Origin of the sequence: Pseudomonas sp. BS3767, from assembly GCF_900099665.1 — a bacterium.
GTDB classification, from domain to species: domain Bacteria; phylum Pseudomonadota; class Gammaproteobacteria; order Pseudomonadales; family Pseudomonadaceae; genus Aquipseudomonas; species Aquipseudomonas cerasi.
The window spans coordinates 1-26,601 of the sequence record NZ_FNCX01000004.1 but is presented as its reverse complement, the minus strand read 5'-3'; the positions used below and the strand labels follow the sequence as shown (position 1 = coordinate 26,601).

25 protein-coding genes are annotated in these 26,601 nt (G+C 60.8%); 18 read left to right on the top strand and 7 right to left on the bottom strand.

The genetic code is table 11. The features are described 5' to 3' along the window. Nucleotides 1-117 precede the first annotated feature (117 nt). The 4 genes from coaBC to argB are packed head-to-tail and all read left to right on the top strand — an operon-like array spanning nucleotide 118 to nucleotide 5,359. On the top strand, nucleotides 118-1,326 hold the full coding sequence (gene coaBC / locus BLR16_RS13090) for a bifunctional phosphopantothenoylcysteine decarboxylase/phosphopantothenate--cysteine ligase CoaBC (RefSeq protein WP_003367473.1): 1,209 nt from the start codon (nucleotides 118-120) through the stop codon (nucleotides 1,324-1,326). A gap of 6 nt (nucleotides 1,327-1,332) precedes the next feature. Beyond that, nucleotides 1,333-1,788, top strand: coding sequence for a dUTP diphosphatase (gene dut, locus BLR16_RS13085; protein ID WP_058397843.1), 456 nt, complete (start codon nucleotides 1,333-1,335; stop codon nucleotides 1,786-1,788). 51 nt (nucleotides 1,789-1,839) lie between these two features. After that, complete coding sequence (locus BLR16_RS29285) at nucleotides 1,840-4,425, top strand: phosphomannomutase/phosphoglucomutase (protein WP_054081213.1); 2,586 nt, start codon at nucleotides 1,840-1,842, stop codon at nucleotides 4,423-4,425. A gap of 28 nt (nucleotides 4,426-4,453) precedes the next feature. After that, nucleotides 4,454-5,359 (top strand): acetylglutamate kinase, encoded by a 906-nt coding sequence (gene argB / locus BLR16_RS13075; protein WP_002551508.1) that lies wholly within the window; start codon nucleotides 4,454-4,456, stop codon nucleotides 5,357-5,359. A gap of 350 nt (nucleotides 5,360-5,709) precedes the next feature. Here argB and BLR16_RS13070 read toward each other — a convergent pair whose 3' ends face one another. Together BLR16_RS13070 and pyrE are read right to left on the bottom strand one after the other, a co-directional pair. Beyond that, a complete protein-coding gene (locus BLR16_RS13070) occupies nucleotides 5,710-6,342 on the bottom strand; it encodes a DUF4124 domain-containing protein (protein ID WP_074806565.1) in 633 nt (210 codons plus the stop codon). Between the two features lie 10 nt (nucleotides 6,343-6,352). After that, nucleotides 6,353-6,994 (bottom strand): orotate phosphoribosyltransferase, encoded by a 642-nt coding sequence (gene pyrE, locus BLR16_RS13065; protein WP_002551506.1) that lies wholly within the window; start codon nucleotides 6,992-6,994, stop codon nucleotides 6,353-6,355. A gap of 82 nt (nucleotides 6,995-7,076) precedes the next feature. Here pyrE and BLR16_RS13060 point away from each other — a divergent pair, with 82 nt between their 5' ends. Beyond that, entirely contained in the window at nucleotides 7,077-7,856 is a 780-nt protein-coding gene (locus BLR16_RS13060; protein ID WP_002551505.1) for an exodeoxyribonuclease III, read from the top strand. A 68-nt stretch (nucleotides 7,857-7,924) separates the two neighbouring features. Here the strand turns inward: BLR16_RS13060 and BLR16_RS13055 are convergent, their stop codons facing one another. Both BLR16_RS13055 and rph read right to left on the bottom strand, forming a co-directional pair. Continuing rightward, on the bottom strand, nucleotides 7,925-8,293 hold the full coding sequence (locus BLR16_RS13055; RefSeq protein ID WP_003367477.1) for a DUF4870 domain-containing protein: 369 nt from the start codon (nucleotides 8,291-8,293) through the stop codon (nucleotides 7,925-7,927). A gap of 20 nt (nucleotides 8,294-8,313) precedes the next feature. Then, nucleotides 8,314-9,036 carry a ribonuclease PH gene (gene rph / locus BLR16_RS13050; protein WP_003313989.1) on the bottom strand — a complete coding sequence of 241 codons (723 nt, stop codon included), beginning with the start codon at nucleotides 9,034-9,036 and terminating at the stop codon, nucleotides 8,314-8,316. Between the two features lie 313 nt (nucleotides 9,037-9,349). On the opposite strand from rph, the gene BLR16_RS13045 reads away from it, so the two are divergent. The 6 genes from BLR16_RS13045 (at nucleotide 9,350) to BLR16_RS13020 (ending at nucleotide 14,645) form a co-directional block, all read left to right on the top strand. Continuing rightward, a complete protein-coding gene (locus BLR16_RS13045; protein ID WP_003432173.1) occupies nucleotides 9,350-10,213 on the top strand; it encodes a YicC/YloC family endoribonuclease in 864 nt (287 codons plus the stop codon). Nucleotides 10,214-10,226: 13 nt separating this feature from the next. After that, nucleotides 10,227-10,871 carry a guanylate kinase gene (gmk, locus tag BLR16_RS13040; RefSeq protein ID WP_003344442.1) on the top strand — a complete coding sequence of 215 codons (645 nt, stop codon included), beginning with the start codon at nucleotides 10,227-10,229 and terminating at the stop codon, nucleotides 10,869-10,871. A 147-nt stretch (nucleotides 10,872-11,018) separates the two neighbouring features. Next, a complete protein-coding gene (gene rpoZ, locus BLR16_RS13035) occupies nucleotides 11,019-11,282 on the top strand; it encodes a DNA-directed RNA polymerase subunit omega (protein ID WP_003320174.1) in 264 nt (87 codons plus the stop codon). 60 nt (nucleotides 11,283-11,342) lie between these two features. Beyond that, the gene (spoT, locus tag BLR16_RS13030; RefSeq protein WP_003367484.1) at nucleotides 11,343-13,448 is read left to right on the top strand and encodes a bifunctional GTP diphosphokinase/guanosine-3',5'-bis pyrophosphate 3'-pyrophosphohydrolase; all 2,106 of its coding nucleotides are present in this window, start codon (nucleotides 11,343-11,345) and stop codon (nucleotides 13,446-13,448) included. 24 nt (nucleotides 13,449-13,472) lie between these two features. Further along, nucleotides 13,473-13,853 carry a RidA family protein gene (locus BLR16_RS13025; protein ID WP_003367486.1) on the top strand — a complete coding sequence of 127 codons (381 nt, stop codon included), beginning with the start codon at nucleotides 13,473-13,475 and terminating at the stop codon, nucleotides 13,851-13,853. A 54-nt stretch (nucleotides 13,854-13,907) separates the two neighbouring features. Beyond that, nucleotides 13,908-14,645, top strand: coding sequence for a lipoprotein (locus tag BLR16_RS13020; protein WP_003432171.1), 738 nt, complete (start codon nucleotides 13,908-13,910; stop codon nucleotides 14,643-14,645). Between the two features lie 52 nt (nucleotides 14,646-14,697). Here BLR16_RS13020 and BLR16_RS13015 read toward each other — a convergent pair whose 3' ends face one another. Further along, entirely contained in the window at nucleotides 14,698-15,546 is an 849-nt protein-coding gene (locus BLR16_RS13015; RefSeq protein WP_074806559.1) for an NAD-dependent epimerase/dehydratase family protein, read from the bottom strand. A 209-nt stretch (nucleotides 15,547-15,755) separates the two neighbouring features. Here BLR16_RS13015 and exbB point away from each other — a divergent pair, with 209 nt between their 5' ends. The 6 genes from exbB (at nucleotide 15,756) to BLR16_RS12985 (ending at nucleotide 22,468) form a co-directional block, all read left to right on the top strand. After that, the gene (gene exbB, locus BLR16_RS13010) at nucleotides 15,756-16,709 is read left to right on the top strand and encodes a tonB-system energizer ExbB (protein WP_074806557.1); all 954 of its coding nucleotides are present in this window, start codon (nucleotides 15,756-15,758) and stop codon (nucleotides 16,707-16,709) included. Between the two features lie 3 nt (nucleotides 16,710-16,712). Beyond that, nucleotides 16,713-17,138 (top strand): TonB system transport protein ExbD, encoded by a 426-nt coding sequence (gene exbD, locus BLR16_RS13005; protein ID WP_002551495.1) that lies wholly within the window; start codon nucleotides 16,713-16,715, stop codon nucleotides 17,136-17,138. Beyond that, on the top strand, nucleotides 17,135-17,881 hold the full coding sequence (locus BLR16_RS13000) for an energy transducer TonB (protein ID WP_054081208.1): 747 nt from the start codon (nucleotides 17,135-17,137) through the stop codon (nucleotides 17,879-17,881). Before exbD ends, BLR16_RS13000 begins: the two co-directional genes overlap by 4 nt. 92 nt (nucleotides 17,882-17,973) lie before the next feature. Further along, on the top strand, nucleotides 17,974-18,897 hold the full coding sequence (locus BLR16_RS12995) for a hydrogen peroxide-inducible genes activator (RefSeq protein ID WP_002551493.1): 924 nt from the start codon (nucleotides 17,974-17,976) through the stop codon (nucleotides 18,895-18,897). A gap of 11 nt (nucleotides 18,898-18,908) precedes the next feature. Beyond that, nucleotides 18,909-20,984 carry an ATP-dependent DNA helicase RecG gene (gene recG, locus BLR16_RS12990; protein WP_003367498.1) on the top strand — a complete coding sequence of 692 codons (2,076 nt, stop codon included), beginning with the start codon at nucleotides 18,909-18,911 and terminating at the stop codon, nucleotides 20,982-20,984. Nucleotides 20,985-21,070: 86 nt separating this feature from the next. Next, a complete protein-coding gene (locus BLR16_RS12985) occupies nucleotides 21,071-22,468 on the top strand; it encodes an aminoacyl-tRNA deacylase and HDOD domain-containing protein (RefSeq protein ID WP_003432160.1) in 1,398 nt (465 codons plus the stop codon). Nucleotides 22,469-22,530: 62 nt separating this feature from the next. Here the strand turns inward: BLR16_RS12985 and BLR16_RS12980 are convergent, their stop codons facing one another. Beyond that, complete coding sequence (locus tag BLR16_RS12980; protein ID WP_054081206.1) at nucleotides 22,531-22,932, bottom strand: GFA family protein; 402 nt, start codon at nucleotides 22,930-22,932, stop codon at nucleotides 22,531-22,533. A 296-nt stretch (nucleotides 22,933-23,228) separates the two neighbouring features. On the opposite strand from BLR16_RS12980, the gene BLR16_RS12975 reads away from it, so the two are divergent. Then, nucleotides 23,229-24,536: a CitMHS family transporter gene (locus BLR16_RS12975; RefSeq protein ID WP_003432156.1), complete on the top strand. Its 1,308-nt coding sequence runs from the start codon at nucleotides 23,229-23,231 to the stop codon at nucleotides 24,534-24,536. A gap of 68 nt (nucleotides 24,537-24,604) precedes the next feature. Here the strand turns inward: BLR16_RS12975 and BLR16_RS12970 are convergent, their stop codons facing one another. Then, nucleotides 24,605-26,098, bottom strand: coding sequence for a YifB family Mg chelatase-like AAA ATPase (locus BLR16_RS12970; protein WP_074806554.1), 1,494 nt, complete (start codon nucleotides 26,096-26,098; stop codon nucleotides 24,605-24,607). Nucleotides 26,099-26,601 lie beyond the last annotated feature (503 nt).

Here is a 26,601-nt window from a genome sequence, read left to right as displayed (position 1 = left end):
GGCACCGCTGTTCCGGTGCGGTCGCTGTGCTATCTTAGCCCATCTTTTTTGCACGACGATCTGGCCTGGGGAGGCGTCATGGCCGTTGTGTGTTCACTTGACCAAAAAGGCAGGTCTATGCAGCGGCTGTATCGAAAACGCATCGTTCTTGGCGTCGGCGGCGGCATCGCGGCCTACAAGGGCGCTGAGCTGGTCCGCCGCCTGCGCGATCAGGGCGCTGAAGTGCGTGTAGTCATGACCCGGGGCGGTGCAGAGTTCATCACCCCGCTGACCATGCAGGCCCTGTCCGGGCACCCGGTGCACCTGGACCTTCTCGACCCGGCCGCCGAGGCCGCGATGGGCCATATCGAACTGGCCAAGTGGGCTGATCTGATCCTCATCGCACCGGCCACCGCCGACCTCATCGCGCGCCTGGCGCAAGGCATCGCCAACGACCTGCTGACCACCATCGTGCTGGCCACCGACGCGACCGTCGCCATTGCCCCGGCGATGAACCAGGCAATGTGGCGTGACGCCTCGGTGCAGGCCAATACCCGTCTGCTCGAAGAGCGCGATTTTCGTGTGTTCGGGCCGGCGTCCGGCAGTCAGGCGTGTGGCGATGTCGGTTTCGGGCGCATGCTGGAGGCCGACGATCTGGCCCAGTGCGCGGCCGACTGCTTCCAGCGCCTGACGCTGACCGGCAAGCATGTGCTGATTACCGCAGGCCCGACCCAGGAAAACATCGACCCGGTGCGCTACATCACCAACCACAGCTCGGGAAAAATGGGCTTTGCTCTGGCCGAAGCGGCTGTGGAGGCCGGCGCTCGCGTCACGCTGATCACCGGACCGGTCAACCTGCCTACACCTGATCGCGTCTCGCGCATCGACGTGGTCAGCGCGCGCGACATGCTGGCAGCGTGCGAGGCGGCCATCCCCTGCGACCTGTTCATCGCTTCTGCAGCCGTGGCCGACTACCGTCCGGAAGTCGTTGCCCCGCACAAATTGAAGAAAGATCCTTCGAACGGTGACGGCTTGCTGCTGCAGATGGTGCGCAATCCGGATATTCTGGCGACCATCGCAACCCGCCCTGATCGCCCCTTCAGTGTCGGCTTTGCCGCCGAGACCGAACACCTGCTCGACTACGCTGCCCGCAAGCTCAAGGACAAGAACCTCGACCTGATTGTCGCCAACGATGTCGCCAACCCGAGCATCGGCTTCAACAGCGAGGAAAACGCCTGCAGCGTGATTGACCGGGCGTTGCACGCAACGCTTTTTGCCCAGACCAGCAAGGCCAAGATTGCCCGCCAGCTGGTCACTTTTATCGCCGACCGCATGAATCAGGTTTAACTACGAATGCACGCTCTACAAGCCAAGATCCTCGACCCTCGCATTGGCAACGAATTCCCGCTGCCGGCCTACGCCACTGTCGGCTCGGCTGGCCTGGACCTGCGCGCCATGCTCAAGGAGGACACGGTCCTCGAACCGGGGCAGACCCTGCTGATCCCTACCGGCCTGTCGATTTACATTGGCGATCCGGGCCTTGCTGCGCTGATCCTGCCGCGCTCCGGCCTGGGCCACAAACACGGCATCGTGCTGGGCAATCTGGTGGGCCTGATCGACTCCGATTATCAGGGCGAACTGATGGTCTCCTGCTGGAACCGCGGCCAGGCTGCCTTCAACATCGCCGTCGGCGAGCGCATCGCCCAATTGGTCCTGGTGCCGGTCGTACAGGCGCATTTCGAGCTGGTTGAAGCGTTCGACGAAAGTCAGCGTGGCGCTGGCGGCTTCGGTCATTCCGGCAATCATTGATCGCCATTCGGCACATAATCCGGGTTCGGGACAAGACTCAGGGAGAGGTCGGTGAAAGGTAGTCAGCACAGCGCTTCACAGCACGCCATACCCGCCGATAACTCGCCTCCGGCTGCGAGCCTCAAAGGACTCGCGCCGGGCCTGGTGCCTGCCGCCATCGGCCTGCTGATTGCTGCGGCACTGGTCTGGACAGCTCTGGCCACCGGTCCGCAGCAACAGGACCAGCTTGTTCAGGCCTGGGGCGGCAGTCAGGCAGCAGCGGTGGGTCTGGCGCTGCATCAGATCAACGCGGACACCCAGTCGGCGGCCTCCGGCGCAGCACTTGTGCAGACGCTTCAGAGCAATGACGCCGCTGCCCTGCTGGCCGCTCAGGAGCGATTTACCCGTTGGGACGGCCTTGCAGGTGCTCGGCTGTACTCCAAGGGGCTGGCCGATGTGGACACGCAAGGCGCACTGCCCGTCAGTTTCGCCACCCTGGACATGCTCAACAAGGCCGCACAAGGTGAGACTGTCGCCCCGGAGGCGCGCAAGGTCGGCGAGCGCTGGTTGATCTACAGCGCCGCACCGGTGCGTGCCACTGCCACTCAGCCGGTGATGGGTACGTTGCTGCTGGCCTTTGACCTGCAGCGCTTGCTCAATGCCTTGCCGACGCTGCCTGCCGATGCCGGGCAAGTGGTGCTCAGCCAGCAATTCGGCAGCGGGCCTGCTCAGGTTTTCCTGCAGCGCGGTCAGGCCGATGACGGCAAAGCCCAGGCCTTCGATACCGGTTATCCAGGCTGGAAACTCGAGTTCACGCCCGGTCCCGGGCTGAAAACCTCTCCATCCGTGATGCTTCTGCTGCTGGCATTGATTATCGCTGCAGCGGGCGTGCTGCTTGGCTTGCACCGTAATGAACGGGCCCTGCAGAAGCGTATTTGCGCCGACGCACGGCAACTGGATCAGCTGCTCCAAGAACTCTCACGCGGAAAAGCCGTCAAACCCTTCGGTTTGAGCCTCCCGGCCCTTAGTGGTCTGGCTCAGGCACTTGCTCGTGTCTCGCTTCGTAGTCAGCCTCAGGCAGCGCCTGTCCTGGCGGCGGGCGAGCAGCGCGATGCAGATATTGCCAAAGGCAGTGCTTCGTCCACCGTGGCTGCATCACGCACCGACTGGACCGATCCGCTGTTTCAAGATACCGATATCCTTGATATCGACCTTCTCGACGAAAACCAGGACTTCCTGAGATCGGAGCATAACCTCGCTATGAACAGCCCAGCATCCGTGGCACCCAACCTTCCCGAGACTATTTTCCGTGCCTACGACATTCGTGGCGTGGTCGGGGACACCCTCAACGCTGAAACGGCTTACTGGATCGGCCGCGCCATTGGCTCTGAAAGCCTGGCGCAGAACGAACCCAACGTCAGCGTTGGCCGCGACGGTCGCCTTTCCGGCCCTGAACTGGTAGAGCAACTGATTCAAGGTCTGCACGACAGCGGCTGCCACGTCAGCGATGTGGGCCTGGTGCCAACGCCTGCGCTGTATTACGCAGCCAACGTGCTGGCCGGCAAGACCGGCGTCATGCTGACCGGCAGCCACAACCCCAAGGACTACAACGGCTTCAAAATCGTCATCGCCGGCGACACCCTCGCCAACGAGCAGATCCAGGCACTGCACGAGCGCATCAAGACCAACAACCTGACGTCGCAGAAAGGCAGCATCACCAAAGTCGACATCCTTGATCGCTACTTCCAGCAGATCAAGAATGACATCGTCATGGCGCGCAAGCTGAAGGTCGTGGTCGACTGCGGCAATGGCGCGGCAGGCGTGATCGCTCCGCAACTGATCGAAGCGCTGGGCTGTGAAGTGATCTCGCTGTTTGCGGAAGTGGACGGCAACTTCCCCAACCACCACCCGGATCCGGGCAAGCTGGAAAACCTGCAGGACCTGATTGCCAAGGTCAAGGAAACCGGTGCCGACCTGGGCCTGGCCTTCGACGGTGACGGCGACCGTGTCGGTGTCGTGACCAACGCGGGCAACGTGGTGTACCCGGACCGCCTGTTGATGCTGTTCGCGCTGGACGTGCTCAAGCGCAATCCGGGTGCCGACATCATTTTCGACGTGAAATGCACACGCCGCCTGACTCCGCTGATCAGCGAACATGGCGGTCGTCCGGTGATGTGGAAAACCGGTCACTCGCTGATCAAAAAAGAAATGAAGAAAAGCGGTGCGCTGCTGGCAGGCGAAATGAGCGGCCACATCTTCTTCAAGGAACGCTGGTTCGGTTTCGATGATGGCATCTACAGCGCAGCACGCCTGCTGGAGATCCTCAGCCAGGAAAAGGCCAATGCCGAAGACCTGTTCGAGACCTTCCCGAACGATATTTCGACGCCTGAAATCAACATCAAGGTGACGGATGTCACCAAGTTCAGCATCATCAAGGCCCTTGAAACGGATGCGCAGTGGGGCGATGCCAAACTGACCACCATCGACGGTGTCCGTGTGGACTATCCGAAGGGCTGGGGTCTGGTTCGTGCCTCCAATACCACGCCGGTGCTGGTGCTGCGTTTTGAAGCCGAAACCGAGGCCGAATTGCAGCGTATCAAGGACGTGTTCCACGCAGAACTCAAGAAAGTTGCGCCGGACCTCGACCTGCCATTTTGATTGTTTTTCCTTTTGACTGGAGCCCTGAATGACCCTCGAACGCGATGCCGCCTCTAATGTAGCCAAGGTCCTTTCCGAAGCGCTGCCTTACATTCGCCGCTTTGTCGGCAAGACGCTGGTTATCAAGTACGGCGGCAACGCCATGGAGAGCGAAGAGCTGAAAACCGGCTTTGCGCGCGACATCGTGTTGATGAAGGCGGTGGGCATCAACCCGGTGGTGGTTCACGGCGGCGGGCCGCAGATCGGTGATCTGCTCAAGCGTCTGTCCATCGAGAGCCACTTCATCGACGGCATGCGGGTTACCGATGCGCAAACCATGGATGTCGTGGAGATGGTACTGGGCGGCCAGGTCAACAAGGACATCGTCAACCTGATCAACCGTCACGGCGGCAGCGCGATCGGCCTGACCGGCAAGGACGCTGAGCTGATTCGTGCGAAGAAGCTCACCGTCACGCGCCAGACGCCGGAAATGACCAAGCCCGAAATCATCGACATCGGTCAGGTCGGTGAAGTGGTCGGGGTCAACACCGGGCTGCTCAACATGCTGGTCAAAGGGGATTTCATTCCGGTCATCGCGCCTATCGGCGTGGGCCCGGACGGCGAGTCGTACAACATCAACGCCGACCTGGTCGCAGGCAAGGTTGCCGAAGCCCTCAAGGCCGAGAAGCTGATTCTGCTGACCAACATCGCCGGCCTGATGAACAAGCAGGGCGAAGTCCTGACCGGCCTGACCACCGAGCAGGTCGACGGCCTGATCGCCGACGGCACCATCTACGGCGGCATGCTGCCGAAGATTCGTTGCGCGCTGGAAGCGGTTCAGGGCGGCGTCAACAGCTCGCACATCATCGACGGTCGAGTGCCCAACGCGGTCTTGCTGGAGATCTTCACCGACAGCGGTGTAGGCACTCAGATCACCAACCGCAAGCGGCACTGATTCAGACGCAACACCCAAAGGCCCCGTGAGCTAACCCTCACGGGGCCTTTTTGTTGGCTGATGATCGAGAACACTATTGTGTCCATGCTCCGCGCTCAGCGTTATACACAAGTCTGCTCTTGATTCTCGCAGCAGGCCGTGGGAGCGAGCTTGCTCGCGAAGAGGCCAGTAGACCCCCTGAAAATGGGGCGTCTGAACCCTGCTATTCGTGAGCCATGCGGATCGCCGCCCGGTCACTCTCACGCACTTAGGTCAGAAGCCCGAAAGTCACGTTTCCCGGGCTCTTCAAGACTTATGTATAACGTTGAGTGCTCCGCGCGGGCACGCCGCTCTGGACGCTCTGCGTCCTGTCATTGAGTCAGGCGCTGGACGCGGGCGCGGTCGACGGCGAAGTCTGCTTCGGCCTTTACCCGTGCGGCCTGATACCCGGCGATGTCGGCTTGCAGTTTCTGCTGCTGATCGCGCAGATCGTTCAGTTGATCGACAAGTGCCTGCTGGACCGGTCGTCCTGCGCGCTCAAGGTCGGCGGCCTGCCCTTGCAGACTGCGCTGCTGCGCCGCCAGCCCCTGAATGTTGCCCTGGGCAACGCCAACCAGCGTGTCCAGCTCGGCCAGTTTGCGGGCCTTCATGCGGTCCACTTCAGCGACGCTGCTGTACAGGCTCAGCAGTTGTGCATCGGCAGCGGCCTGGCGTTTGTCTGCCTCGGACTGGCGAATCTGCTCGGCCGTTGGCGCAGGCGGTACGACCTGAACCACCCGACCACGACTGTTGAGCACTTCATAGCCTTTGGCAACGTAGTCGGGCGGCACGCCTTGCGTGTCGATCACCGTCACCCCGCGGCTGTCGACGTAGCGATAAAGCCGTGGCTCAGGTGCGTCGGCCGCTTGGGCGAGCATGGGCGCAAGCATGACCACAGCCAGCAAGGCCCGAAAACCGCTCAGCGCGCCTGAAACCGATCGCCAAGACCTGCCGCCGACTGCCATAGGCACGTCCTCAGATTCCGAATTGCGCGCGATAGGCTTCGACAGCAGGCAGATGCTGCTTGAGTTGCGGATCGTCGGCCAGGAACTCGAGCACCTGATTCAGCGACACGATACTCACCACCGGAATCCCGAAGTCACGCTCGACTTCCTGAATCGCCGACAGCTCGCCATTGCCACGCTCCTGACGATTGAGCGCGATCAGCACGCCCGCAGCTGTCGCGTCCTGGTCCTTGATGATCTGCATGACCTCACGGATCGCAGTGCCCGCAGTGATCACGTCGTCGATGATCAGCACGTTACCGGTCAGCGGGGACCCCACCAGACTGCCGCCTTCGCCGTGCGCCTTGGCTTCCTTGCGGTTGAAACACCACGGCAGATCACGGTCATGATGCTCGGCCAGCGCCACAGCAGTGGCCGATGCGAGCGGAATGCCCTTGTAGGCCGGACCAAAAAGAACGTCGAAGGCAATACCGCTTTCAACCACGGCTGCCGCGTAGAAACGCCCCAGCTGTGCCAGTGCGGAACCGGTGTTGAACAGCCCCGCATTGAAGAAGTACGGGCTGGTGCGCCCGGACTTGAGAGTGAACTCACCGAAGCGCAGAACACCGCGATCGATGGCAAAACGAATGAAATCGCGTTGATACGCTTGCATGAAAAAAGCTCCGAATACCACGGATTTAGCTAATTAGGTAGAGCTCGGGTATCATACACGCACGTGATTTTTGGGGCCATTTATGCGGATCATCAGTGTGAACGTAAATGGCATTCAGGCTGCGGTCGAGCGTGGTTTGCTCAGCTGGCTGCAAGCTCAGAATGCCGACGTCATCTGCTTACAGGACACCCGCGCCTCCACCTTTGAACTGGACGATCCAGCCTTTCAGCTGGATGGTTACTTCCTCTATGCCTGCGAAGCCGAGGTTCCCGCTCAAGGTGGTGTGGCGCTGTATTCGCGGTTGCAGCCGAAGGCGGTAATCAGCGGCCTCGGCTTCGAGACAGCCGACCGCTACGGGCGCTACCTGCAAGCAGATTTCGACAAGGTCAGTATCGCTACCCTGCTCTTTCCGTCGGGGATGAATGGCGATGAAGACCTGAATCAGAAATTCAAGCTCATGGACGATTTCGGCAAGTACATGGACAAGCAGCGCCGCAAGCGTCGCGAATACATCTACTGCGGATCGCTCTATGTGGCGCAGCAGAAGCTCGATATCAAGAACTGGCGCGACAGCCAGCAGTCGCCGGGCTTTCTCGCGCCCGAGCGCGCCTGGATGGACGAGATCGTCGGCACCATGGGCTACGTCGATGCCCTGCGTGAAGTCAGCCGTGAAGGTGACCAGTACAGCTGGTGGCCGGACAACGAGCAGGCCGAGATGCTGAATCTGGGTTGGCGCTTCGATTATCAGATCCTGACCCCAGGCCTGCGCCGCTTCGTGCGCAGCGCCCGTCTGCCACGCCAGCCGCGCTTCTCGCAGCACGCGCCGCTGATCGTGGATTACGACTGGACCCTGACTATCTGATAGCCAGGCGAACAGCGCACACGAAAAAGCCGACTTGAAGTCGGCTTTTTGCGTTGCCTGAAATGATGCTACTTGATCAGGCGCAAGGTGAACGGATAGCGATAATCGACGCCGTCATTGGCTTTTATCCCGGCAATGATCGCAAGCACTGCGGCTCCGATCCCCACCAGCGTCAGTAACGCAAAGCCGATGATCAGCAGCACCAGCAACATGCTGACGGTGGCCGCAATGGCGACCGTGATCTGAAAGTTCAGCGCTTCCTTGCCTTGCGCGTCGATAAACGGATCGGCATCTTTCTTCAACTGCCAGATAATCAGCGGGCCCAGCAGATTGCCGAACGGAAACATCAGCCCGGCAAACGCCGACAAGTGACAGAACATCGCCCACTGGCGAGCGCTTTGCGGCGGTTTGCTGAACGGTTGCAAGCTGTCACTCATTATCGGACCCCTTCTGGCTATCAGTCGGCCAACGCGGCGCGCTGCAATTCAAACAGCTCGGTCATGCCTTTTTGCGCCAGCGCAAGCATCGCGTTCAGCTCTTCAGGCTGGAATGGCGCGCCTTCGGCAGTGCCCTGTACTTCAATGAAGCCGCCTGCACTGGTCATGACCACGTTCAGGTCGGTTTCGGCAGCCGAGTCTTCGAGGTAGTCCAGGTCGAGCACTGGCTCACCCTGATACATGCCGACCGAAACGGCCGCGATCATCTGCTTGAGCGGGTCGCCGCCTTTCAGGCCGCCGCGCTTCTTGATCACCTTCAGCGCATCCGCCAGAGCAACCATCGCGCCGGTAATAGAAGCCGTACGAGTGCCACCGTCAGCCTGAATGACATCGCAATCGACGTATAGGGTAACGTCGCCCAACTTGGACATGTCCAGCGCAGCGCGCAGCGAACGACCGATCAGGCGCTGGATTTCGAGTGTGCGACCACCCTGCTTGCCGCGGCTGGCTTCGCGCTGATTACGCTCGCCGGTAGCGCGTGGCAGCATGCCGTATTCGGCGGTCAGCCAACCCTGGCCCTGCCCTTTGAGAAAGCGTGGTACGCCGTTTTCGACGCTGACGGTGCAAATCACCTTGGTATCACCAAACTCGACCAGTACAGAACCCTCGGCGTGTTTGGTGTAGTTGCGGGTGATGCGGATCGAGCGGAGCTGATCGGCGGCGCGACCACTTGGACGTTTCATCTGGGATACCTGTACTGAGACGGAAAACTGCTGGGCATTATAGAGGTCACAGCTGCCGCTGGGCATCTCTAAAAGCCGCCAATGCCGATCCAGCGACAATTGAAGGCCCTGGACCAAGGCTTTCGACGCGCAGATGTCGGTTAAAACAACGCCTTGCGTCACTTGTCACACTGTCGGATTGGGAGCCTGCGCCGCACTGCGCTACAATCCTGCGCCTCTACAGCCAGCTGGCTTTCACGACGCCCATGACCGCCACTTCTGCGCGCTCATGAACCGAACCACGCTTTTGAAAGCGAACCAAGAGGTATTTCCCATGGTGCACAGTATGACTGCCTTTGCCCGAGTAGAGCGGGCCGGTGCCCAGGGCACACTGAGCTGGGAACTGCGCTCGGTCAACCACCGCTATCTTGAGCCGCACCTGCGCCTGCCGGAGTCGTTCCGCGATCTGGAAGGCGCGATTCGCGAAGCATTGCGTCAGGGCCTGTCGCGCGGCAAGGTCGAGTGCACACTGCGCTTTGTCGAGGAAACCGCCGGCAAGCCGCTGCAGGTGGATCTTGAACGCGCAGGCCAATTGATCGCCGCAGCCGAGTCGGTTGCCGGCTTGATCAAACAGCCTGCTGCATTGAACCCGCTCGAGGTGTTGGCATGGCCGGGCGTGCTGGTGGCCGATGCCAACGATCCGCAGGTGTTGAACACCGAGGCCCTGAAGCTGTTCAATGATGCGCTGACCGAATTGAAACGCGGCCGCGGGCGCGAAGGTGCAGACCTGGCGCGGCTGCTCGACGAGCGCTTGTCTTCCATCGTCGAAGAAGTCGCCACCTTGCGCACGCTGGTGCCACAGATGCTCGCAACCCAGCGTCAGAAGGTGCTGGATCGCTTTGCCGACATGAAAGCCGAACTCGACCCTCAGCGTCTGGAGCAGGAAATGGTCCTGCTGGCACAGAAAAGCGACGTCGCCGAAGAACTGGACCGCCTCAGCACACACGTCACCGAAGTGCGTCGCGTACTCAAGGCTGGCGGCCAGGCAGGACGCCGCCTTGATTTCCTGATGCAAGAGCTTAACCGCGAAGCTAATACACTGGGCTCCAAGGCCTTTGACCCACGCAGCACGCAGGCCGCCGTCAACCTTAAAGTGTTGATCGAGCAGATGCGTGAGCAAGTGCAGAATATTGAGTAAGGCTGAACCTGACATGACCCATATCACTGGCACCCTGTACATCATTTCCGCTCCGTCCGGTGCGGGCAAGACCAGTCTGGTCAAGGCGCTGATGGACGCTCAGCAAGAGCCTCAGCACGGCGCGCAGGCAAAGATTCGCGTCTCTGTCTCGCACACCACACGCGCCATGCGCCCCGGTGAAGTGGACGGCGTGAACTACAACTTCGTCGATCGTGCCACGTTCCTGAGCATGATCGAGCACGGCGACTTTCTCGAGCAGGCCGAGGTCTTCGGCAACCTGTACGGCACGTCGCAGAGCCACCTGCAGCAGACGCTGGACGAAGGCCACGACCTGATTCTGGAAATCGACTGGCAGGGTGCGCGTCAGGTTCGTGCGCAGATGCCCCAGGCCCGCTCCATCTTCATTTTGCCGCCGACTCAGCAGGCCTTGCGCCAGCGCCTGACCAATCGCGGCCAGGACAGCGACGAGATCATCGAAGCCCGGATGCGTGAAGCGGTCAGCGAAATGAGCCACTACAACGAGTATGAGTACGTCGTGGTCAATGATGACTTCGCCGGCGCACTGGAAGACCTCAAGGCGATTTTCCGCGCCAATCGCCTCACTCAACAGCATCAGCAAGAGCAATACAGCGAGCTTTTTCAGGAGTTGCTGGCTTGATCGAAACGTTTCCAGCCATCAGGCAACAGGTTAAAAGCATGCCGTTGGTGGCATGCCGCTTGATGACTGGTGCTGTCCGCTTGTAAACTACCGAGTCCGCTCGCCCATCCGGGCATCGCGCATCCGCATTTGCTACGAGGAATACCCATGGCCCGCGTAACCGTTGAAGACTGCCTAGAACACGTGGATAACCGCTTTGAGCTGGTCATGCTCTCTACCAAGCGTGCCCGTCAACTGGCAACCGGCGGCAAAGAACCAAAGCTGGCCTGGGAAAACGACAAGCCTACCGTTATGGCCCTGCGTGAAATCGCCGCTGGCGTAATGGATTACTCTGTAATCGCAGAAGCTGAAATCGTTGAAGATGAGCCATTGTTCGCAGCGTTCGAGGACGAGTCCAACGAGGCCGTCTAAGCCTATGCCAGGTCGACGTAGTACGGCGCAGGGTAAAAGCCATTGGCAAGGGGTAGCGCCTTGCCGAGCATAGACGCCCTCGCCGACAGACTGTCGGCCTACCTCGGCAAGGACCAGGTCAATCTGGTCCGCCGAGCGTATTTCTACGCCGAACAAGCCCACGATGGCCAACGCCGTCGCAGCGGTGAAGCCTACGTCACCCATCCCCTTGCGGTGGCGAACATTCTTGCCGACATGCACATGGACCATCAGAGCCTGATGGCTGCGATGCTGCATGACGTCATCGAAGACACCGGGATTGCCAAGGAAGCGCTCAGCGCCCAATTTGGCGAGACCGTCGCGGAACTGGTCGACGGGGTCAGCAAACTGACCCAGATGAATTTCGAGACCAAGGCCGAAGCCCAGGCGGAAAACTTCCAGAAAATGGCCATGGCCATGGCGCGCGACATTCGCGTGATTCTGGTCAAGCTCGCCGACCGCCTGCACAACATGCGCACGCTGGAAGTCCTGTCTGGCGAAAAGCGTCGGCGCATCGCCAAGGAAACCCTCGAAATCTATGCGCCCATCGCCAATCGGCTGGGCATGCACAGTGTGCGTATCGAATTCGAGGACCTGGGCTTCAAGGCGATGTACCCGATGCGCTCCTCGCGAATCAACCAGGCGGTCAAGCGCGCCAGGGGCAATCGCAAGGAACTGGTCAACAAGATCGAAGAGTCCCTGAGTCATTGTCTGGCCGTCGATGGCATCGAAGGCGACGTCAGTGGGCGGCAGAAACATCTGTATGGCATCTACAAGAAGATGCGCGGCAAGCGTCGCGCCTTCAACGAGATCATGGATGTCTACGCGTTCCGCATCATCGTCGACAAGGTCGACACCTGCTATCGCGTGCTTGGCGCTGTACATAATTTGTACAAGCCGCTGCCCGGCCGATTCAAGGATTACATCGCGATCCCCAAGGCCAACGGCTATCAGTCCCTGCACACGACGTTGTTCGGGATGCATGGCGTGCCTATCGAGATCCAGATTCGCACCCGCGAAATGGAAGAAATGGCCAATAACGGCATCGCGGCGCACTGGCTGTACAAGTCCAGTGACGATGAGCAGCCCAAGGGTACTCACGCTCGCGCCCGACAGTGGGTCAAGGGCGTACTGGAAATGCAGCAGCGCGCCGGCAACTCTCTGGAATTCATCGAAAGCGTCAAGATCGACCTGTTCCCGGACGAAGTCTACGTTTTCACCCCCAAAGGCCGGATCATGGAGCTGCCCAAAGGCTCTACGGCAGTGGATTTCGCCTACGCGGTACACACCGATGTCGGCAACAGCTGCATTGCCTGCCGGATCAACCGCCGCTTGGCACCGCTTTCCGAACCGCTGCAAAGCGGCTCGACGGTCGAGATTGTCAGCGCACCCGGCGCACGTCCGAATCCGGCCTGGCTGAACTTCGTCGTCACCGGCAAGGCGCGCACCCATATTCGTCACGCACTCAAGCTGCAACGCCGCTCCGAGTCGATCAATCTGGGCGAGCGACTGCTGAACAAGGTCCTCAACGGCTTTGAATGCAGCCTCGACAAGATCAGCCAGGAACGCATTCAACTGGTGCTCAACGAATACCGTGTCGAAGTGCTGGAAGACCTGCTCGAAGACATTGGCCTGGGTAACCGCATGGCTTATGTCGTTGCCCGCCGCCTGCTGGGCGAAGGCGATCAGTTGCCGAGCCCTGAAGGTCCGCTGGCGATTCGTGGCACCGAAGGCCTGGTGCTCAGCTACGCCAAGTGCTGCACACCGATCCCGGGCGACCCGATTGTCGGCCACCTGTCTGCAGGCAAGGGCATGGTTGTGCACTTGGACAACTGCCGCAACATCAGCGAAATCCGCCACAACCCGGAAAAATGCATCCAGTTGTCCTGGGCCAAGGATGTGACTGGCGAATTCAACGTCGAGCTGCGTGTCGAACTTGAGCATCAGCGCGGCCTGATCGCGCTGCTGGCCAGCAGCGTCAACGCGGCGGACGGCAATATCGAAAAAATCAGCATGGACGAACGCGATGGTCGCATCAGCGTGGTCCAACTGGTGGTCAGCGTGCACGACCGCGTGCACCTGGCTCGTGTGATCAAGAAACTGCGCGCCCTGACCGGTGTCACACGCATCACCCGGATGCGCGCGTAGGCCATCCCACTATCAGGAGTTCTCATGACCAAGACTGTCATCACCAGCGATAAAGCCCCTGCGGCCATCGGCCCTTACTCACAGGCCATCAAAGCTGGCAATACCGTCTACATGTCTGGACAGATCCCTTTGGACCCGAGCACCATGGAACTGGTTGAAGGCATCGAAGCCCAGATCACTCAGGTTTTCGAAAACCTCAAGTCGGTTGCCGAAGCGGCGGGCGGATCGTTCAAGGACATCGTCAAATTGAACATCTTTCTGACCGATCTGGGCCACTTCGCCAAGGTCAACGAGCTCATGAGCACCTATTTCACTCAGCCTTACCCGGCCCGTGCGGCCATCGGCGTTGCGGCATTGCCGCGTGGCGCCCAGGTTGAAATGGACGCGATTCTCGTCATCGAATAAATCCCCGACGGAGCGTGCCTTGCGCTCCGTTCTCCCTGAAGGAAGGAATCCGTTATGCGCTCCGCGCTCGCCATCTCGCTGCTCGCCGTCATTATGGGCGGCTGCGCCAGCCACGCCGACCGCAATCCGGACGGCACCTGGATCAACCAGACCGCCATCGACGCCGCCGTCAAGCAAGGCAACTTGCGCCAGGCCCTGCTCGCCAATGGCCCCAACCTGGAGTGGAAAATCAACTCCAAGGCCAATCAGGCCATTTACTCCAATGGCTTCGAGCTCGGCGAAGGCAAGATCGTCAGCGCTGCCGAAGGCAAGCTGCATGTCGATTTCTACGGCAACTTCTTCGAAGACCTGAGCGTCAAGGGTGACGAACTGGTCCAGGCGGCCAGCGAGTCAGGCCCTGAACAGCACTTCCAGAAACCCGAAGATCCGGCTCCGGACGGCGCTCAGCCAGGCAGCAGCTTCGAGAAAGCGCTGTATGGCGCCTACATGGGCGGCAAATGGACGGTCGTAGAGGGCGACGGTCAGGGCAGCACCGTGCAATTCATGCCTGACGGCAGTGTGCAGGGGCTTCCGGAAAACGATCGTTACGCGCTCTGCCTGGCAGGCGATTGTGCAGCCATGAGCGGCGAATACGACAGCATGTGGCTGGAGAAAGCAGAGAAAGGCAACCCGTGGATTTTCGCCCGCAAAGGCAAGCAGCTGGAGATATTCCAGGCGGTGAACAACGCTGGCGCCGACCAGATGCCCGAGCTGCGCCCCGGCCCACGTCGCTGGTTGCTCGAACAGCAGTAAGCGATTCAGGTATCAGGAGCGCTCTTCACGGCGCTCCTGATCAACCACCGTTCTAGCCCAGCAACGCCGCATAGCCGGCCCGATAATCCGGGTACATCGGCGCCCATCCCAATGCTCGCGCCCTGGCATTACTGCAACGCTTGCTGCCCACGCGCTGCACGCTGACCTCCTCCGACCACTCGGTCACCCCCAGATACTCACGTATCCACGCCACCACATCGGCCAGCGCGGCCGGATCGTCGTCGACGCCCAGATAGCAACTCTCCAGCGCAACGCCGCGTTGATCCGCCAGCAGCAGGTGCCCGAGCAGACCGGCCGCATCGTCGGCATGAATGCGATTGGCGTAGACCGGCGGATCAATCCTCACGCTGTGCCCCTGACGAACGCGGTTCGACAGGTCACTGCGGCCTGGGCCGTAAATACCGGTCAATCTCACCGCCGTGGCCGGCAGTCCGCTGTTCAGCGCGACCTGCTCGGCTTCCAGCATCACCGTGCCGGTGTAGTTGCCGGGCTCGGTGGCGGAGGTTTCATCCACCCACTCACCATTCTGCTGACCATAAACACCGCTGCTTGAAACAAAGATCAAGCGCTTTGGCCGCTGCCCGGTCTGCTCGAGCCAGCTCAATACATTACGCAGCCCCTCGACGTAAGCCATCCGGTAACCCGCTTCGTCACGCTGCGAGGGGGTCGCGCAATACACCACATAATCCAGTGCCGCAGCTGGCCAGTGGGCAGGTTTTGGCGTCTCGAACAGATCGCCCGCCACACCGTGAACACCGGCAGGAAGCTCGGAAACAGTGCGCCGCAGCCCATGCATGGTCCAGCCGTGAGGCAGCAGGCGGTTAGCGAGTCGCGAACCAATGTCGCCACAGCCGGCGATCAGAAGTGAGGGAGCAGTCATTCGGTATCTCCAGAAAAGGCAGTGTCAATATCGTTAAAAACGCTCATCGACAGGCAAGCGTTCGGACGAATATGTAAAAAAAGATACTGTATTACTTTTGTTAACAAGAACGATTTGCAATAATGGCGGCCCATTCGTTCCCCGTAAGCGCCGACAGCACCACGCGACGCACTGGAACCATCCCCTTTTTCCTCTCAGGTCCGGCCAGCATGAAACGCATTCAATCAATCGCTTCGCCTACCCAGATACCTCGCCTGCCTCGTGCATGGCGCGGTATCGCAGCCCTTGTCTTGAGCCTGATGTTCGTCCCCATGGCACTTGCGGATCAGTCGGCTCCGACCGCGGCCCCTGCGACCTCAAGCGCACCTGCGGCAACGGCACCTGCTGCACCTGACGCAGCAGCCCCGGTGCAGGCCATGGAGCCTGCCGCCGAAGACAACAGCCTGGGCATGGCGCATGACCTGTCGCCGTGGGGCATGTATCAGAATGCCGACGTCGTGGTCAAAGCGGTCATGATCGGTCTGGCCATTGCCTCGATCATTACGTGGACCATCTGGATCTCCAAGGGTTTCGAGCTGCTGGGTGCCAAGCGCCGGTTGCGCGGCGAAATCGTTAATCTGAAAAAAGCCCGCTCCCTGACTGAAGCGAGCGCCACCGCCAGCAAGGAAGGCACCCTCGCCCACCTGCTGGTGCATGACGCCCTCGAGGAGATGCGCCTTTCGGCCAACAGCCGTGAGCGTGAAGGGATCAAGGAGCGTGTCAGCTTCCGTCTCGAGCGCCTGGTCGCCGCCTGTGGCCGCAACATGAGCATGGGCACCGGCGTGCTGGCGACCATCGGTTCGACTGCGCCGTTCGTGGGCCTGTTCGGTACGGTATGGGGCATCATGAACAGCTTCATCGGCATCGCCAAGACCCAGACCACCAACCTCGCCGTGGTCGCCCCCGGCATCGCCGAAGCCCTTCTGGCCACTGCCCTGGGCCTGGTCGCCGCGATCCCTGCGGTGGTGATCTACAACGTCTTCGCCCGCTCCATCGCCGGTTACAAGGCTCAGGTGTCCGATGCCTCGGCACATGTTCTGCTGCTGGTCAGCCGCGATCTGGATCATCTGCCTGAGCCGTCCGAGCGCAATCAACAACAACCGCACATGGTCAAGGTGGGCTAACACGTGGGCCTGCATCTTAATGAAGGCGGCGACGATCTCGCCGAGAACCATGAAATCAACGTGACGCCGTTCATCGACGTCATGCTGGTGCTGTTGATCATCTTCATGGTGGCTGCGCCGCTGGCGACCGTAGACATCAAGGTTGATCTACCGGCGTCTACCGCCACACCGCAGCCCAGACCCGAGAAGCCGATCTTTCTCAGCGTGAAAACCGACAAGAGCCTGTACCTGGGCGAAGAGAAGGTTGCCCGCGAGCAGATCGGTCAGGTGCTGGACGCCCGCACCAAGGGCAAGAAAGACACCACGATCTTCTTCCAGGCCGACAAGGGCGTGGATTACGGCGATCTGATGGAGGTCATGAACACGCTTCGGGGTGCGGGTTACCTGAAGGTCGGTCTGGTAGGTCTCGAGACGGCTGGTAAGAAATGATCAGTACGCGCCAAAAACTGACGCGCTATAGCGGTAGTCTGTTGTTGGTGCTGGCCGTGCACGCCATCGCAATCATCATTGCCGTTCGCTGGCCCGCCTCTCAGGCGATCGAGCTGCCACCGGCAGCCATGATGGTCGAGCTTGCGCCTCTGCCAGAGCCCGCACCGCCGCCACCACCGAAGGTCGTTCAGCCACCCCCGCCGCCAGCACCGGAGGAGCCGACACCGGTGCCGGAAGTCGTGCAGGCGCCGAAGCCGGAAATCGTGGTGCCCAAGAAGGTCGAGAAGCCCAAGCCCAAACCGCAGCCGCCAAAGCCGCAGAAGAAGCCTGAGCCGCCCAAGGAGAAGCCTGCTGACGAAAAGCCGGTCGATACACCGCCGACCACGGCGCAACCGGAAAAGCCGGTGGCTCCCAAGCCTGCTCCTGCACCTTCGCCACCCAGCAACGCATTGCCGAACTGGCAGGGCGATTTGCTCGGTCATCTGAGCAAGTACAAGAAGTACCCTGAGGATGCACGCCGTCGTGGCATGCAGGGTGTCGCTCGCTTGCGCTTTGTGGTGGACGCTGACGGCAACGTGCTTTCCTACTCGATTGCCAACAGTTCAGGCAGCCCTTCGCTGGATCGAGCGACCATGGAAATGATCCGTCGCGCTCAGCCTTTGCCCAAGCCGCCGAAGGAAATTCTCAACAACGGCACCATTGAAATCCTCGCACCGTTCGTTTATTCGCTGGATAAACGCTGAATTGTACTTTTGTTACCCATAAGTACTTCTGATAACGTGCGTCTATCGATCGCACCCGCTATGCTGGGGTCGCAACTTCATGGACGCACGTTATGACTCTTACAGAATTGCGCTACATCGTTACGCTCGCCCAGGAGCAGCACTTTGGCCATGCGGCGGAACGCTGCCATGTCAGCCAGCCAACGCTGTCGGTGGGTGTCAAAAAACTCGAAGACGAACTCGGCGTGCTCATTTTCGAGCGCAGCAAGAGCGCTGTGCGCCTGACACCGGTCGGTGAAGGCATCGTTGCGCAGGCGCAGAAAGTGCTGGAGCAGGCCCAGGGTATTCGCGAGCTGGCCCAAGCCGGCAAGAACCAGCTGACCGCCCCGCTGAAAGTCGGCGCGATCTACACCGTCGGTCCCTACCTGTTTCCTCACCTGATCCCGCAACTGCACCGGGTCGCCCCGCAGATGCCGTTGTACATCGAGGAAAACTTCACGCATGTGCTGCGCGACAAGCTGCGTAACGGTGAGCTGGATGCCGTCATCATTGCCTTGCCGTTCAACGAAGCCGACGTACTGACCCTGCCGCTTTACGACGAACCGTTCTCTGTCCTGATGCCGGCCGACCATCCCTGGACTCAGAAAGAGACCATCGATGCCTCGGCGCTCAACGACAAGAGCCTGCTATTGCTGGGCGAAGGTCACTGCTTCCGTGATCAGGTTCTGGAGGCCTGCCCGACGCTGGGCAAAGGCAACGAAGGTGCCAAGCACACGACAGTAGAGTCCAGCTCGCTGGAAACCATTCGGCACATGGTCGCCTCCGGGCTGGGCATTTCGATCCTGCCGCTGTCGGCAGTCGACAGCCATCACTACGCGCCCGGCGTGATCGAAGTGCGCCCACTGACGCCGCCCGTGCCTTTCCGCACGGTCGCCATCGCCTGGCGTGCAAGCTTCCCGAGGCCCAAAGCCATCGAAATCCTCGCTGACTCTGCACGCCTGTGCTCGGTGGCACGTCCGAAAACAGTCGCTAGCTAGGCAGAACAGAAATGAGCGAGCTTTCCAGGGTCTCGGTCACGGCGCTCAAGGGTGTCGGCGAAGCGATGGCAGAAAAGCTGGCCAAGGTCGGGCTGGAAACCCTGCAGGACGTGCTGTTCCATCTGCCGCTGCGTTATCAGGACCGCACGCGCATCGTACCGATCGGTGCGTTGCGTCCTGGTCAGGATGCCGTCATCGAAGGCGTGGTCAGCGGTGCCGATGTGGTGATGGGCAAGCGTCGCAGTCTGCTGGTACGGCTGGGCGACGGCACCGGGGTCGTCAGCCTGCGCTTCTACCACTTCAGCAACGCCCAGAAAGAAAGCATGAAGCGTGGCACGCACCTGCGTTGCTTCGGCGAAGCGCGTCCCGGTGCTTCCGGACTGGAAATCTATCACCCGGAATATCGGGCGATTACCGGTGATGAGCCCGCACCTGTCGAACAGACCCTCACGCCGATCTACCCGACGACCGAAGGCCTGACCCAACAACGTCTGCGCCAATTGTGCCAGCAGAGCCTGGCGATGCTCGGCCCCAAAAGTCTACCGGACTGGCTGCCTGACGAACTGGCCCGCGATTATCAGCTGGCGCCGCTGGACGATGCGATCCGTTACCTGCATCACCCACCCGCCGATGCCGACGTGGAGGAGCTCGCCCTCGGGCATCACTGGGCGCAGCACCGGCTGGCGTTCGAAGAACTTCTGACTCACCAGCTTTCCCAGCAGCGCCTGCGTGAAAGCCTGCGTTCACAGCGCGCACCGGCATTACCCGTTGCGAAAAAGCTGCCGAAACAGTTTCTCGCCAACCTCGGCTTTGCCCCCACCGGCGCGCAGCAGCGTGTCGGCAAGGAAGTGGCCTATGACCTGAGTCAGCCCGAACCGATGCTGCGGCTTATTCAGGGCGATGTGGGGTCGGGCAAGACCGTGGTCGCCGCGCTGGCAGCCTTGCAAGCACTGGAAGCAGGTTATCAAGTGGCGCTGATGGCGCCCACCGAGATTCTCGCCGAGCAGCACTACATCAACTTCCAGCGCTGGCTCGAGCCCTTGGGCGTGGGCGTGGCATGGCTGGCGGGCAAGCTCAAGGGCAAGGCGCGCGTCGCGTCTCTGGAGCAGATCGCCGGTGGCACACCCATGGTGGTCGGCACCCATGCGCTGTTTCAGGACGAAGTGCAGTTCAAGAACCTGGCGCTGGTGATCATCGACGAGCAACACCGGTTCGGCGTGCAGCAACGCCTGGCGCTGCGCAAAAAAGGGGTTGGCGGTCTGATGTGCCCGCATCAGTTGATCATGACTGCCACACCGATCCCGCGCACGCTGGCCATGAGCGCCTACGCCGATCTGGACACGTCGATCCTCGACGAACTGCCGCCGGGCCGGACGCCAGTCAATACCGTGCTGGTTGCCGATAGCCGCCGCCTGGAAGTCGTTGAGCGGGTGCGCGCCGCCTGCGCAGAAGGTCGCCAGGCCTATTGGGTGTGCACGCTTATCGAAGAATCCGAAGAGCTGACCTGCAAGGCCGCTGAAACCACGTACGAAGAATTGAGCAGTGCGTTGGGTGACGTGCGCGTCGGACTGATTCACGGACGCATGAAGCCCGCAGAAAAAGCCGCGATCATGGCCGAGTTCAAGCAGGGTGCACTGCAATTGCTGGTGGCGACGACGGTCATCGAAGTCGGTGTCGACGTGCCGAACTCCAGTCTGATGATCATCGAGAACCCCGAGCGCCTCGGCTTGGCGCAACTGCACCAGCTACGCGGCCGCGTCGGGCGCGGCAGCGCGGTGAGTCATTGTGTGCTGCTCTACCATCCGCCGCTTTCACAGATCGGACGGCAACGACTGGGCATCATGCGCGAAACCAACGATGGTTTCGTCATCGCCGAAAAAGACCTCGAACTGCGTGGCCCCGGTGAGATGCTCGGCACCCGACAAACGGGCCTTCTGCAATTCAAGGTCGCCGACCTGATGCGTGACGCGGATCTGCTGCCGGCCGTACGCGACGCGGCTCAGGCCCTGTTGGAGCGCTGGCCCCAACATGTCAGCCCCCTGCTCGACAGATGGCTGCGTCATGGCCAACAGTATGGCCAGGTGTGATGCAGGCTACGCTTTATAAACCGCGTGCGACCCAAATCGAATAACGTGGTTATACTTCAGAAAATGTAGGAATTTGGACATAGCTCATGACAGAAGTCGCCCACGTCAATGATCCGCACCATGCGCCGCCGGTAATCCGACAGCTGCTTGAAAAATTGGCTATCAGCTACAACGAAGTCGTGGACGAAAAGACCCTCCCTCCAGCGCGCAAGGTGCAGGCCGTGCTTGTCGAGGATGCTGTCGGTGCGTTGCTTATCCTGTTTCCGCAAAGCCAGTTGCTCGACCTCTCCCGCATCACCGAGCTGACCGGCCGCCAACTGACCGCTGTGCCGCATGATCGTTTGCAGCGCATGCTCACCAAGCACAACCTGCAAGTGCTGCCGGGGGTCCCGGCACTGACTAGCTCACCGTGCCTTTACGACAAACATCTGCTGGACGAGCCCATGCTGCTGGTGGGCTCGGGCGAGCCAGGCGTGCTGCTGGAAATCAGCAATGATGCGTTCAAAGTCATGGTGAACAAGGCCAGTGCGGCGAACTTCGGCGAGCCGCTGGCGAAGATTCATCCCAATCTTGATCGTCCTCACGACGATCCGGCAGAAATCACCCAAGCCATGCATGTCTTCACGGCGCGCCGCATCCAGCAACGCCTGGAAGCGACTCTGGAGATTCCACCGCTGGCCGGCACTGCGCAGAAAATCATCAAACTGCGTGTCGACCCTGACGCAACCATCGATGACATCACCGGCGTCGTCGAAACCGATCCTGCGCTGGCCGCTCAAGTCGTCAGCTGGGCCGCTTCGCCGTATTACGCGTCGACTGGCAAGATTCGCTCTGTCGAAGACGCAATCGTCCGTGTACTGGGCTTCGATCTGGTGATCAATCTGGCGCTGGGCCTTGCATTGGGTAAAACCCTGAGCCTGCCCAAGGATCAGCCGCAACAGACCACGCCGTACTGGCAGCAATCCATCTACACCGCTGCCGTCATCGAAGGCCTGACCCGCGCCATTCCGCGCGCCAGCCGTCCGGAGGGTGGCCTGAGCTACCTCGCCGGTTTGCTGCACAACTTCGGTTACCTGCTGCTGGCGCACGTGTTTCCACCGCACTTCACCCTGATTTGCCGCCAACTGGAAGTGAACCCGCATTTGCACCACAGCTTTATCGAGCAGCACCTGCTGGGCATCAGCCGCGAGCAGATCGGTGCGTGGCTGATGCGCTACTGGGACATGCCGGATGAGCTCGCCATCGCGCTGCGCTTCCAGCACGACCCGCACTACAAGGGTGAGCATCACGTCTATGCCAACCTGGTCTATCTGGCGGTGCGCCTGCTGCGAGCCAACGGTATCGGCTCCGGTCCCGAACAGGATATCCCGGACGAACTGTTCGAACGCCTGGGCCTGACCCGCGACAAGGCCAACGAATCGGTGAAAAAGGTGCTCGAGGCCGAGGTGCTTCTGCGCGAACTGGCGTCACAGTTCAGCAAGTAACCTGCGGATGTAACGTACGAATAGTGCCGAAGGCTCCGGCCTTGGCACTCTCCCCTCGAACCTTAGAAAGGCTCGCCTTCAACCCCCGGCAGGTGCTCATCCAGGCGTAGCCATGGAAGCCGGTTCTCTATCCAGATGTGTCGAGAGGGCGCAGCCAGCTCAGGTTGGTCAAGCGTCGCAATGGTGACGTCGATCTCGTCCGGGCTGTTGCGCGTGAACAACGCCAGCTGAGCGCCGCACTTGCCGCAGAAATATCGGACGCAGCTGGGTGCAGAGTCATAAGCGCAGGGGCTGCCCGTCAGCCACGTGAACGACGCCAGCGGCACACTTATCCAGGTGACGACCGTTGCACCCGAGGTGCGTCGACAGATGGAGCAATGACAGTGAGCGATGTCCCGCAACGGCGCATCGAACTGATAACGCAGCCCGCCGCAATGGCAGCCACCCGAGTGTATCTCGCTCATCCGTGCTTCTCCCGTTCATGCCCATAATCCCTGTGACAATAAAATTCCGGCAACTGCCGAATGAAAGCTCGGTGAAAGCTTGGCCAATTAGCATCAGCTCACTTCCGGCAAAAAGACCGGTTAGCCAGGAACGGACTCCAAGGTGTTTCAGGCCCAATTAACAACAATAATGGTGATTCCGATGCTTGCTGACTTCTCGCTCCACACTCTCCTTGCGCCCCCACTCCACGTACCGATCTGCTGAGCTGACTCGTTCATTTCACGTTCTGTAGCCGTATGACGTCTGGAGTATTCCCATGCTGACTTTCCTTGGCTTTGCCATGGTTATTGCGTTCATGTACCTGATCATGAGCAAGCGCCTGACTGCGCTGATCGCCCTGATCCTGGTTCCGATCATCTTCGCCCTGTTCGGTGGCTTCGCGTCGCAGATCGGCCCGATGATGCTGGCAGGTATCACCAAGCTGGCGCCGACCGGCGTGATGCTGATGTTCGCCATTCTGTACTTTGCGCTGATGATCGACTCAGGCCTGTTCGACCCGGCCGTGCGCAAGATCCTGAAAATGGTCAAGGGCGACCCGATGCGCATTTCGGTCGGCACCGCCGTGCTGGCGCTGGTGGTGTCCCTCGACGGTGACGGCGCGACCACCTACATGATCTGCGTTGCCGCCATGCTGCCGCTGTACAGCCGCGTGGGCATGAGCCCGCGCATCATGGCCGGCCTGATCATTCTCGCCGGCGGCGTGATGAACATGACCCCTTGGGGCGGCCCGACCGCTCGTGCGGCCAGCGCCCTGCACGTCGATGCCTCCGACATCTTTGTACCGATGATCCCGGCCATGCTGGCAGGTGTGATCGCGATCCTGGCGATTGCCTACTTCTACGGCAAACGCGAACGTGCCCGACTGGGTGAACTGCACCTGCAGGGTGATGAAGTCGACCACAGCGAAATCAGCGTCTCGCAATTCCCTGACGCGCGCCGTCCAAAGCTGATCTGGTTCAACGCCGCCCTGACCCTGGCACTGATGGTCGCCCTGATCATGGGCCTGCTGCCGCTGCCGGTCCTGTTCATGATCGCGTTCAGTATCGCGATGATCATCAACTACCCGAACCTGCAGGACCAGAAGGACCGCGTATCGGCCCACGCCGGTAGCGTACTGGCGGTGGTCGGCCTGATCTTCGCCGCGGGGATCTTCACCGGCATCCTGTCCGGCACCGGCATGGTCGACGCGATGTCGAAAAGCCTGCTGGCCGTGATCCCGGATGCGCTGGGCCCGTACCTCGCCGTGATCACCGCGCTGGTGAGCATGCCGTTCACCTTCTTCATGTCCAACGACGCGTTCTACTACGGCGTACTGCCAGTGCTGTCCGAAGCCGCTGCCCACTACGGCATCAGCCCGGTGGAAATGGCCCGCGCCTCGATCGTCGGTCAGCCGGTCCACCTGCTCAGCCCGCTGGTGCCTTCGACCTACCTGCTGGTGGCTCTGGCCGGTATCGAGTTCGGCGACCACCAGCGCTTCACCCTGAAATGGGCGATTCTGGTGTGCATGTGCATTCTGGTTGCCGCGCTGCTGATGGGGATCTTCCCGCTTTATAGCAGCATGTAAGCTTCTTTGGCTGACCCAAGGCTCGCCGTCGACTTGATCGTTGACGGCGAGTTTTTGCGTTTGGACGGTCAATTGGTTGAGGGCCGATACTGCAACGCCTCGGCCAGATGGCTGCGGTTGATCGCATCCACCTGCTCCAGGTCCGCCAAAGTCCGCGCCACCTTCAGCAATCGATGCGCCGAGCGCAACGACAGGGTCAGACGCTCGCACGCCGTCTCCAGCCAGCTTTCATCGACACTGGACAGCGCGCAGTACTCACGCAGCCCCGGCAGATCGAGAAACGCATTGGCACAGCCCTGACGACGTTGCTGACGGTGTCTCGCCTCAGCGACCACAGCTGCGGCACTGGCGGTGTTTTCACTGGTGGTCGGGTCAGGGTTGAGGGCGGTAGCTTCGCGGGCGACGGTCAGGTGCAGGTCGATCCGGTCCAGCAGCGGGCCGGACAACTTGTTGCGATAGCGCTGCACCTGCTCAGTGGAACAGCGGCAGCGCCCGGTCGGCTCACCGAGATAGCCACAGGGACACGGGTTCATCGCCGCCACCAACTGGAACCTCGCCGGAAAGCGCACGCGATCCCGCGCCCGGGAAATCACGATATGCCCGGACTCCAGCGGCTCGCGCAAAACCTCCAGCACGCGGCGGTCGAACTCCGGCAGCTCATCAAGGAATAGAACGCCGTGATGCGCCAACGTGATTTCGCCAGGTTGCGGACGACTGCCACCGCCTACCAACGCCGGCCCGGACGCCGAGTGATGCGGCTGGCGAAACGGCCGCTGCGGCCAACTGGTCAGCGGCACCTGGCTGGCAACCGACTGAATCGCCGCCACCTCCAGCGCTTCGTGCTCGTCCAGCGGCGGCAACAAACCCGGCAGGCGGCTGGCAAGCAGCGTCTTGCCAGTGCCGGGCGGCCCGCTGAACAGCAGGTTATGCGCACCGGCAGCGGCGATTACCAGCGCACGCTTGGCCGCCGTCTGGCCCTGCACTTCGCTTAAATCCGGATACGGCTTGGGATGATGCAGCAGGCCGCTGGACTGATACGGCGCAATCACCGTGCGCCCGTTGAAATGCGCGACCAGCTCCAGCAAGTGGCTCACCGCAATCACCCGCAGCCCCGACGCCAAACACGCTTCCTCGGCGTTCACCGCCGGAATGATCAGCGTCCGCTCCGCCGCACGTGCCGCCAGCGCAGCAGGCAGCACACCCTGAATCGGCCGAATCGCCCCCGATAACGCCAACTCGCCCAGACACTCGACATCCTGCAACGCAACCAGCGGCACCTGCCCGCTGGCCGCCAGCAAACCCAGCGCAATCGCCAGATCGAACCGCCCGCCATCCTTGGGCAAATCAGCCGGCGCAAGATTGAGCGTGATCCGCCGCGCTGGAAAATCCAGCCCGGAATTGAGAATGGCGCTGCGCACCCGGTCCTTGCTCTCCTTGACCGCCCCCTCCGGCAAGCCCACCAGCGTCAGGGCCGGCAGGCCGTTGGCCAGATGCGCTTCAACAGTAACCGCCGGGGCTTCCACCCCGACCTGGGCACGACTATGGACGATAGCCAGCGACATGGATCATTCCTTGATATGAGCGATGGGCGGGTATCGTGCTTTATTTGTGGGATGGGGGTGAGGGGGGAATGGATACAGGGTGTGAGTAGGGTTCGACAGGCACGACACTTAGTCGGCTAAAGGCTGCATGCAAAACATAGATGCGCAAATTTTTGCGCATCCGATGGCCGGGGCTTAACCAGCAAAGCTCTATATTCAAAGCGATGCAGCGAGCATGCGCGAGTCAGCGCACGTGTGCAGATACTTGCGCACTATTTCACGCTTTTCTTGCTCGATGTCTTTGCTTTAAATTCCTATCTATTTGTTTTTTATAGATAAGTAGACAGTCGGCACATATCTTGGAATGCACCTCTGCATACAGCGGGCGATATCGACCGTTTCTGCGCAGAGATTCCATGCATGACCGACAAATCCGGCACCCATACTCAACGACGTGCTGCAACGTTCGCCAAAACTCCCGCCACGGCCACCAGCCTGTGTCCCTTCCGGGGACCTGACGTCGC

Excerpts from the sequence above, each read along its gene's own strand:
- coaBC (WP_003367473.1), top strand. The coding sequence starts at position 118 with ATGCAGCGGCTGTATCGAAAACGCATCGTTCTTGGCGTCGGCGGCGGC.
- dut (WP_058397843.1), top strand. The coding sequence starts at position 1,333 with ATGCACGCTCTACAAGCCAAGATCCTCGACCCTCGCATTGGCAACGAA.
- argB (WP_002551508.1), top strand. The coding sequence starts at position 4,454 with ATGACCCTCGAACGCGATGCCGCCTCTAATGTAGCCAAGGTCCTTTCC.
- BLR16_RS13070 (WP_074806565.1), bottom strand. The coding sequence starts at position 6,342 with ATGGCAGTCGGCGGCAGGTCTTGGCGATCGGTTTCAGGCGCGCTGAGC.
- pyrE (WP_002551506.1), bottom strand. The coding sequence starts at position 6,994 with ATGCAAGCGTATCAACGCGATTTCATTCGTTTTGCCATCGATCGCGGT.
- BLR16_RS13060 (WP_002551505.1), top strand. The coding sequence starts at position 7,077 with ATGCGGATCATCAGTGTGAACGTAAATGGCATTCAGGCTGCGGTCGAG.
- BLR16_RS13055 (WP_003367477.1), bottom strand. The coding sequence starts at position 8,293 with ATGAGTGACAGCTTGCAACCGTTCAGCAAACCGCCGCAAAGCGCTCGC.
- rph (WP_003313989.1), bottom strand. The coding sequence starts at position 9,036 with ATGAAACGTCCAAGTGGTCGCGCCGCCGATCAGCTCCGCTCGATCCGC.
- BLR16_RS13045 (WP_003432173.1), top strand. The coding sequence starts at position 9,350 with ATGGTGCACAGTATGACTGCCTTTGCCCGAGTAGAGCGGGCCGGTGCC.
- gmk (WP_003344442.1), top strand. The coding sequence starts at position 10,227 with ATGACCCATATCACTGGCACCCTGTACATCATTTCCGCTCCGTCCGGT.
- rpoZ (WP_003320174.1), top strand. The coding sequence starts at position 11,019 with ATGGCCCGCGTAACCGTTGAAGACTGCCTAGAACACGTGGATAACCGC.
- BLR16_RS13025 (WP_003367486.1), top strand. The coding sequence starts at position 13,473 with ATGACCAAGACTGTCATCACCAGCGATAAAGCCCCTGCGGCCATCGGC.
- BLR16_RS13020 (WP_003432171.1), top strand. The coding sequence starts at position 13,908 with ATGCGCTCCGCGCTCGCCATCTCGCTGCTCGCCGTCATTATGGGCGGC.
- BLR16_RS13015 (WP_074806559.1), bottom strand. The coding sequence starts at position 15,546 with ATGACTGCTCCCTCACTTCTGATCGCCGGCTGTGGCGACATTGGTTCG.
- exbB (WP_074806557.1), top strand. The coding sequence starts at position 15,756 with ATGAAACGCATTCAATCAATCGCTTCGCCTACCCAGATACCTCGCCTG.
- BLR16_RS13000 (WP_054081208.1), top strand. The coding sequence starts at position 17,135 with ATGATCAGTACGCGCCAAAAACTGACGCGCTATAGCGGTAGTCTGTTG.
- BLR16_RS12995 (WP_002551493.1), top strand. The coding sequence starts at position 17,974 with ATGACTCTTACAGAATTGCGCTACATCGTTACGCTCGCCCAGGAGCAG.
- recG (WP_003367498.1), top strand. The coding sequence starts at position 18,909 with ATGAGCGAGCTTTCCAGGGTCTCGGTCACGGCGCTCAAGGGTGTCGGC.
- BLR16_RS12985 (WP_003432160.1), top strand. The coding sequence starts at position 21,071 with ATGACAGAAGTCGCCCACGTCAATGATCCGCACCATGCGCCGCCGGTA.
- BLR16_RS12980 (WP_054081206.1), bottom strand. The coding sequence starts at position 22,932 with ATGAGCGAGATACACTCGGGTGGCTGCCATTGCGGCGGGCTGCGTTAT.
- BLR16_RS12975 (WP_003432156.1), top strand. The coding sequence starts at position 23,229 with ATGCTGACTTTCCTTGGCTTTGCCATGGTTATTGCGTTCATGTACCTG.
- BLR16_RS12970 (WP_074806554.1), bottom strand. The coding sequence starts at position 26,098 with ATGTCGCTGGCTATCGTCCATAGTCGTGCCCAGGTCGGGGTGGAAGCC.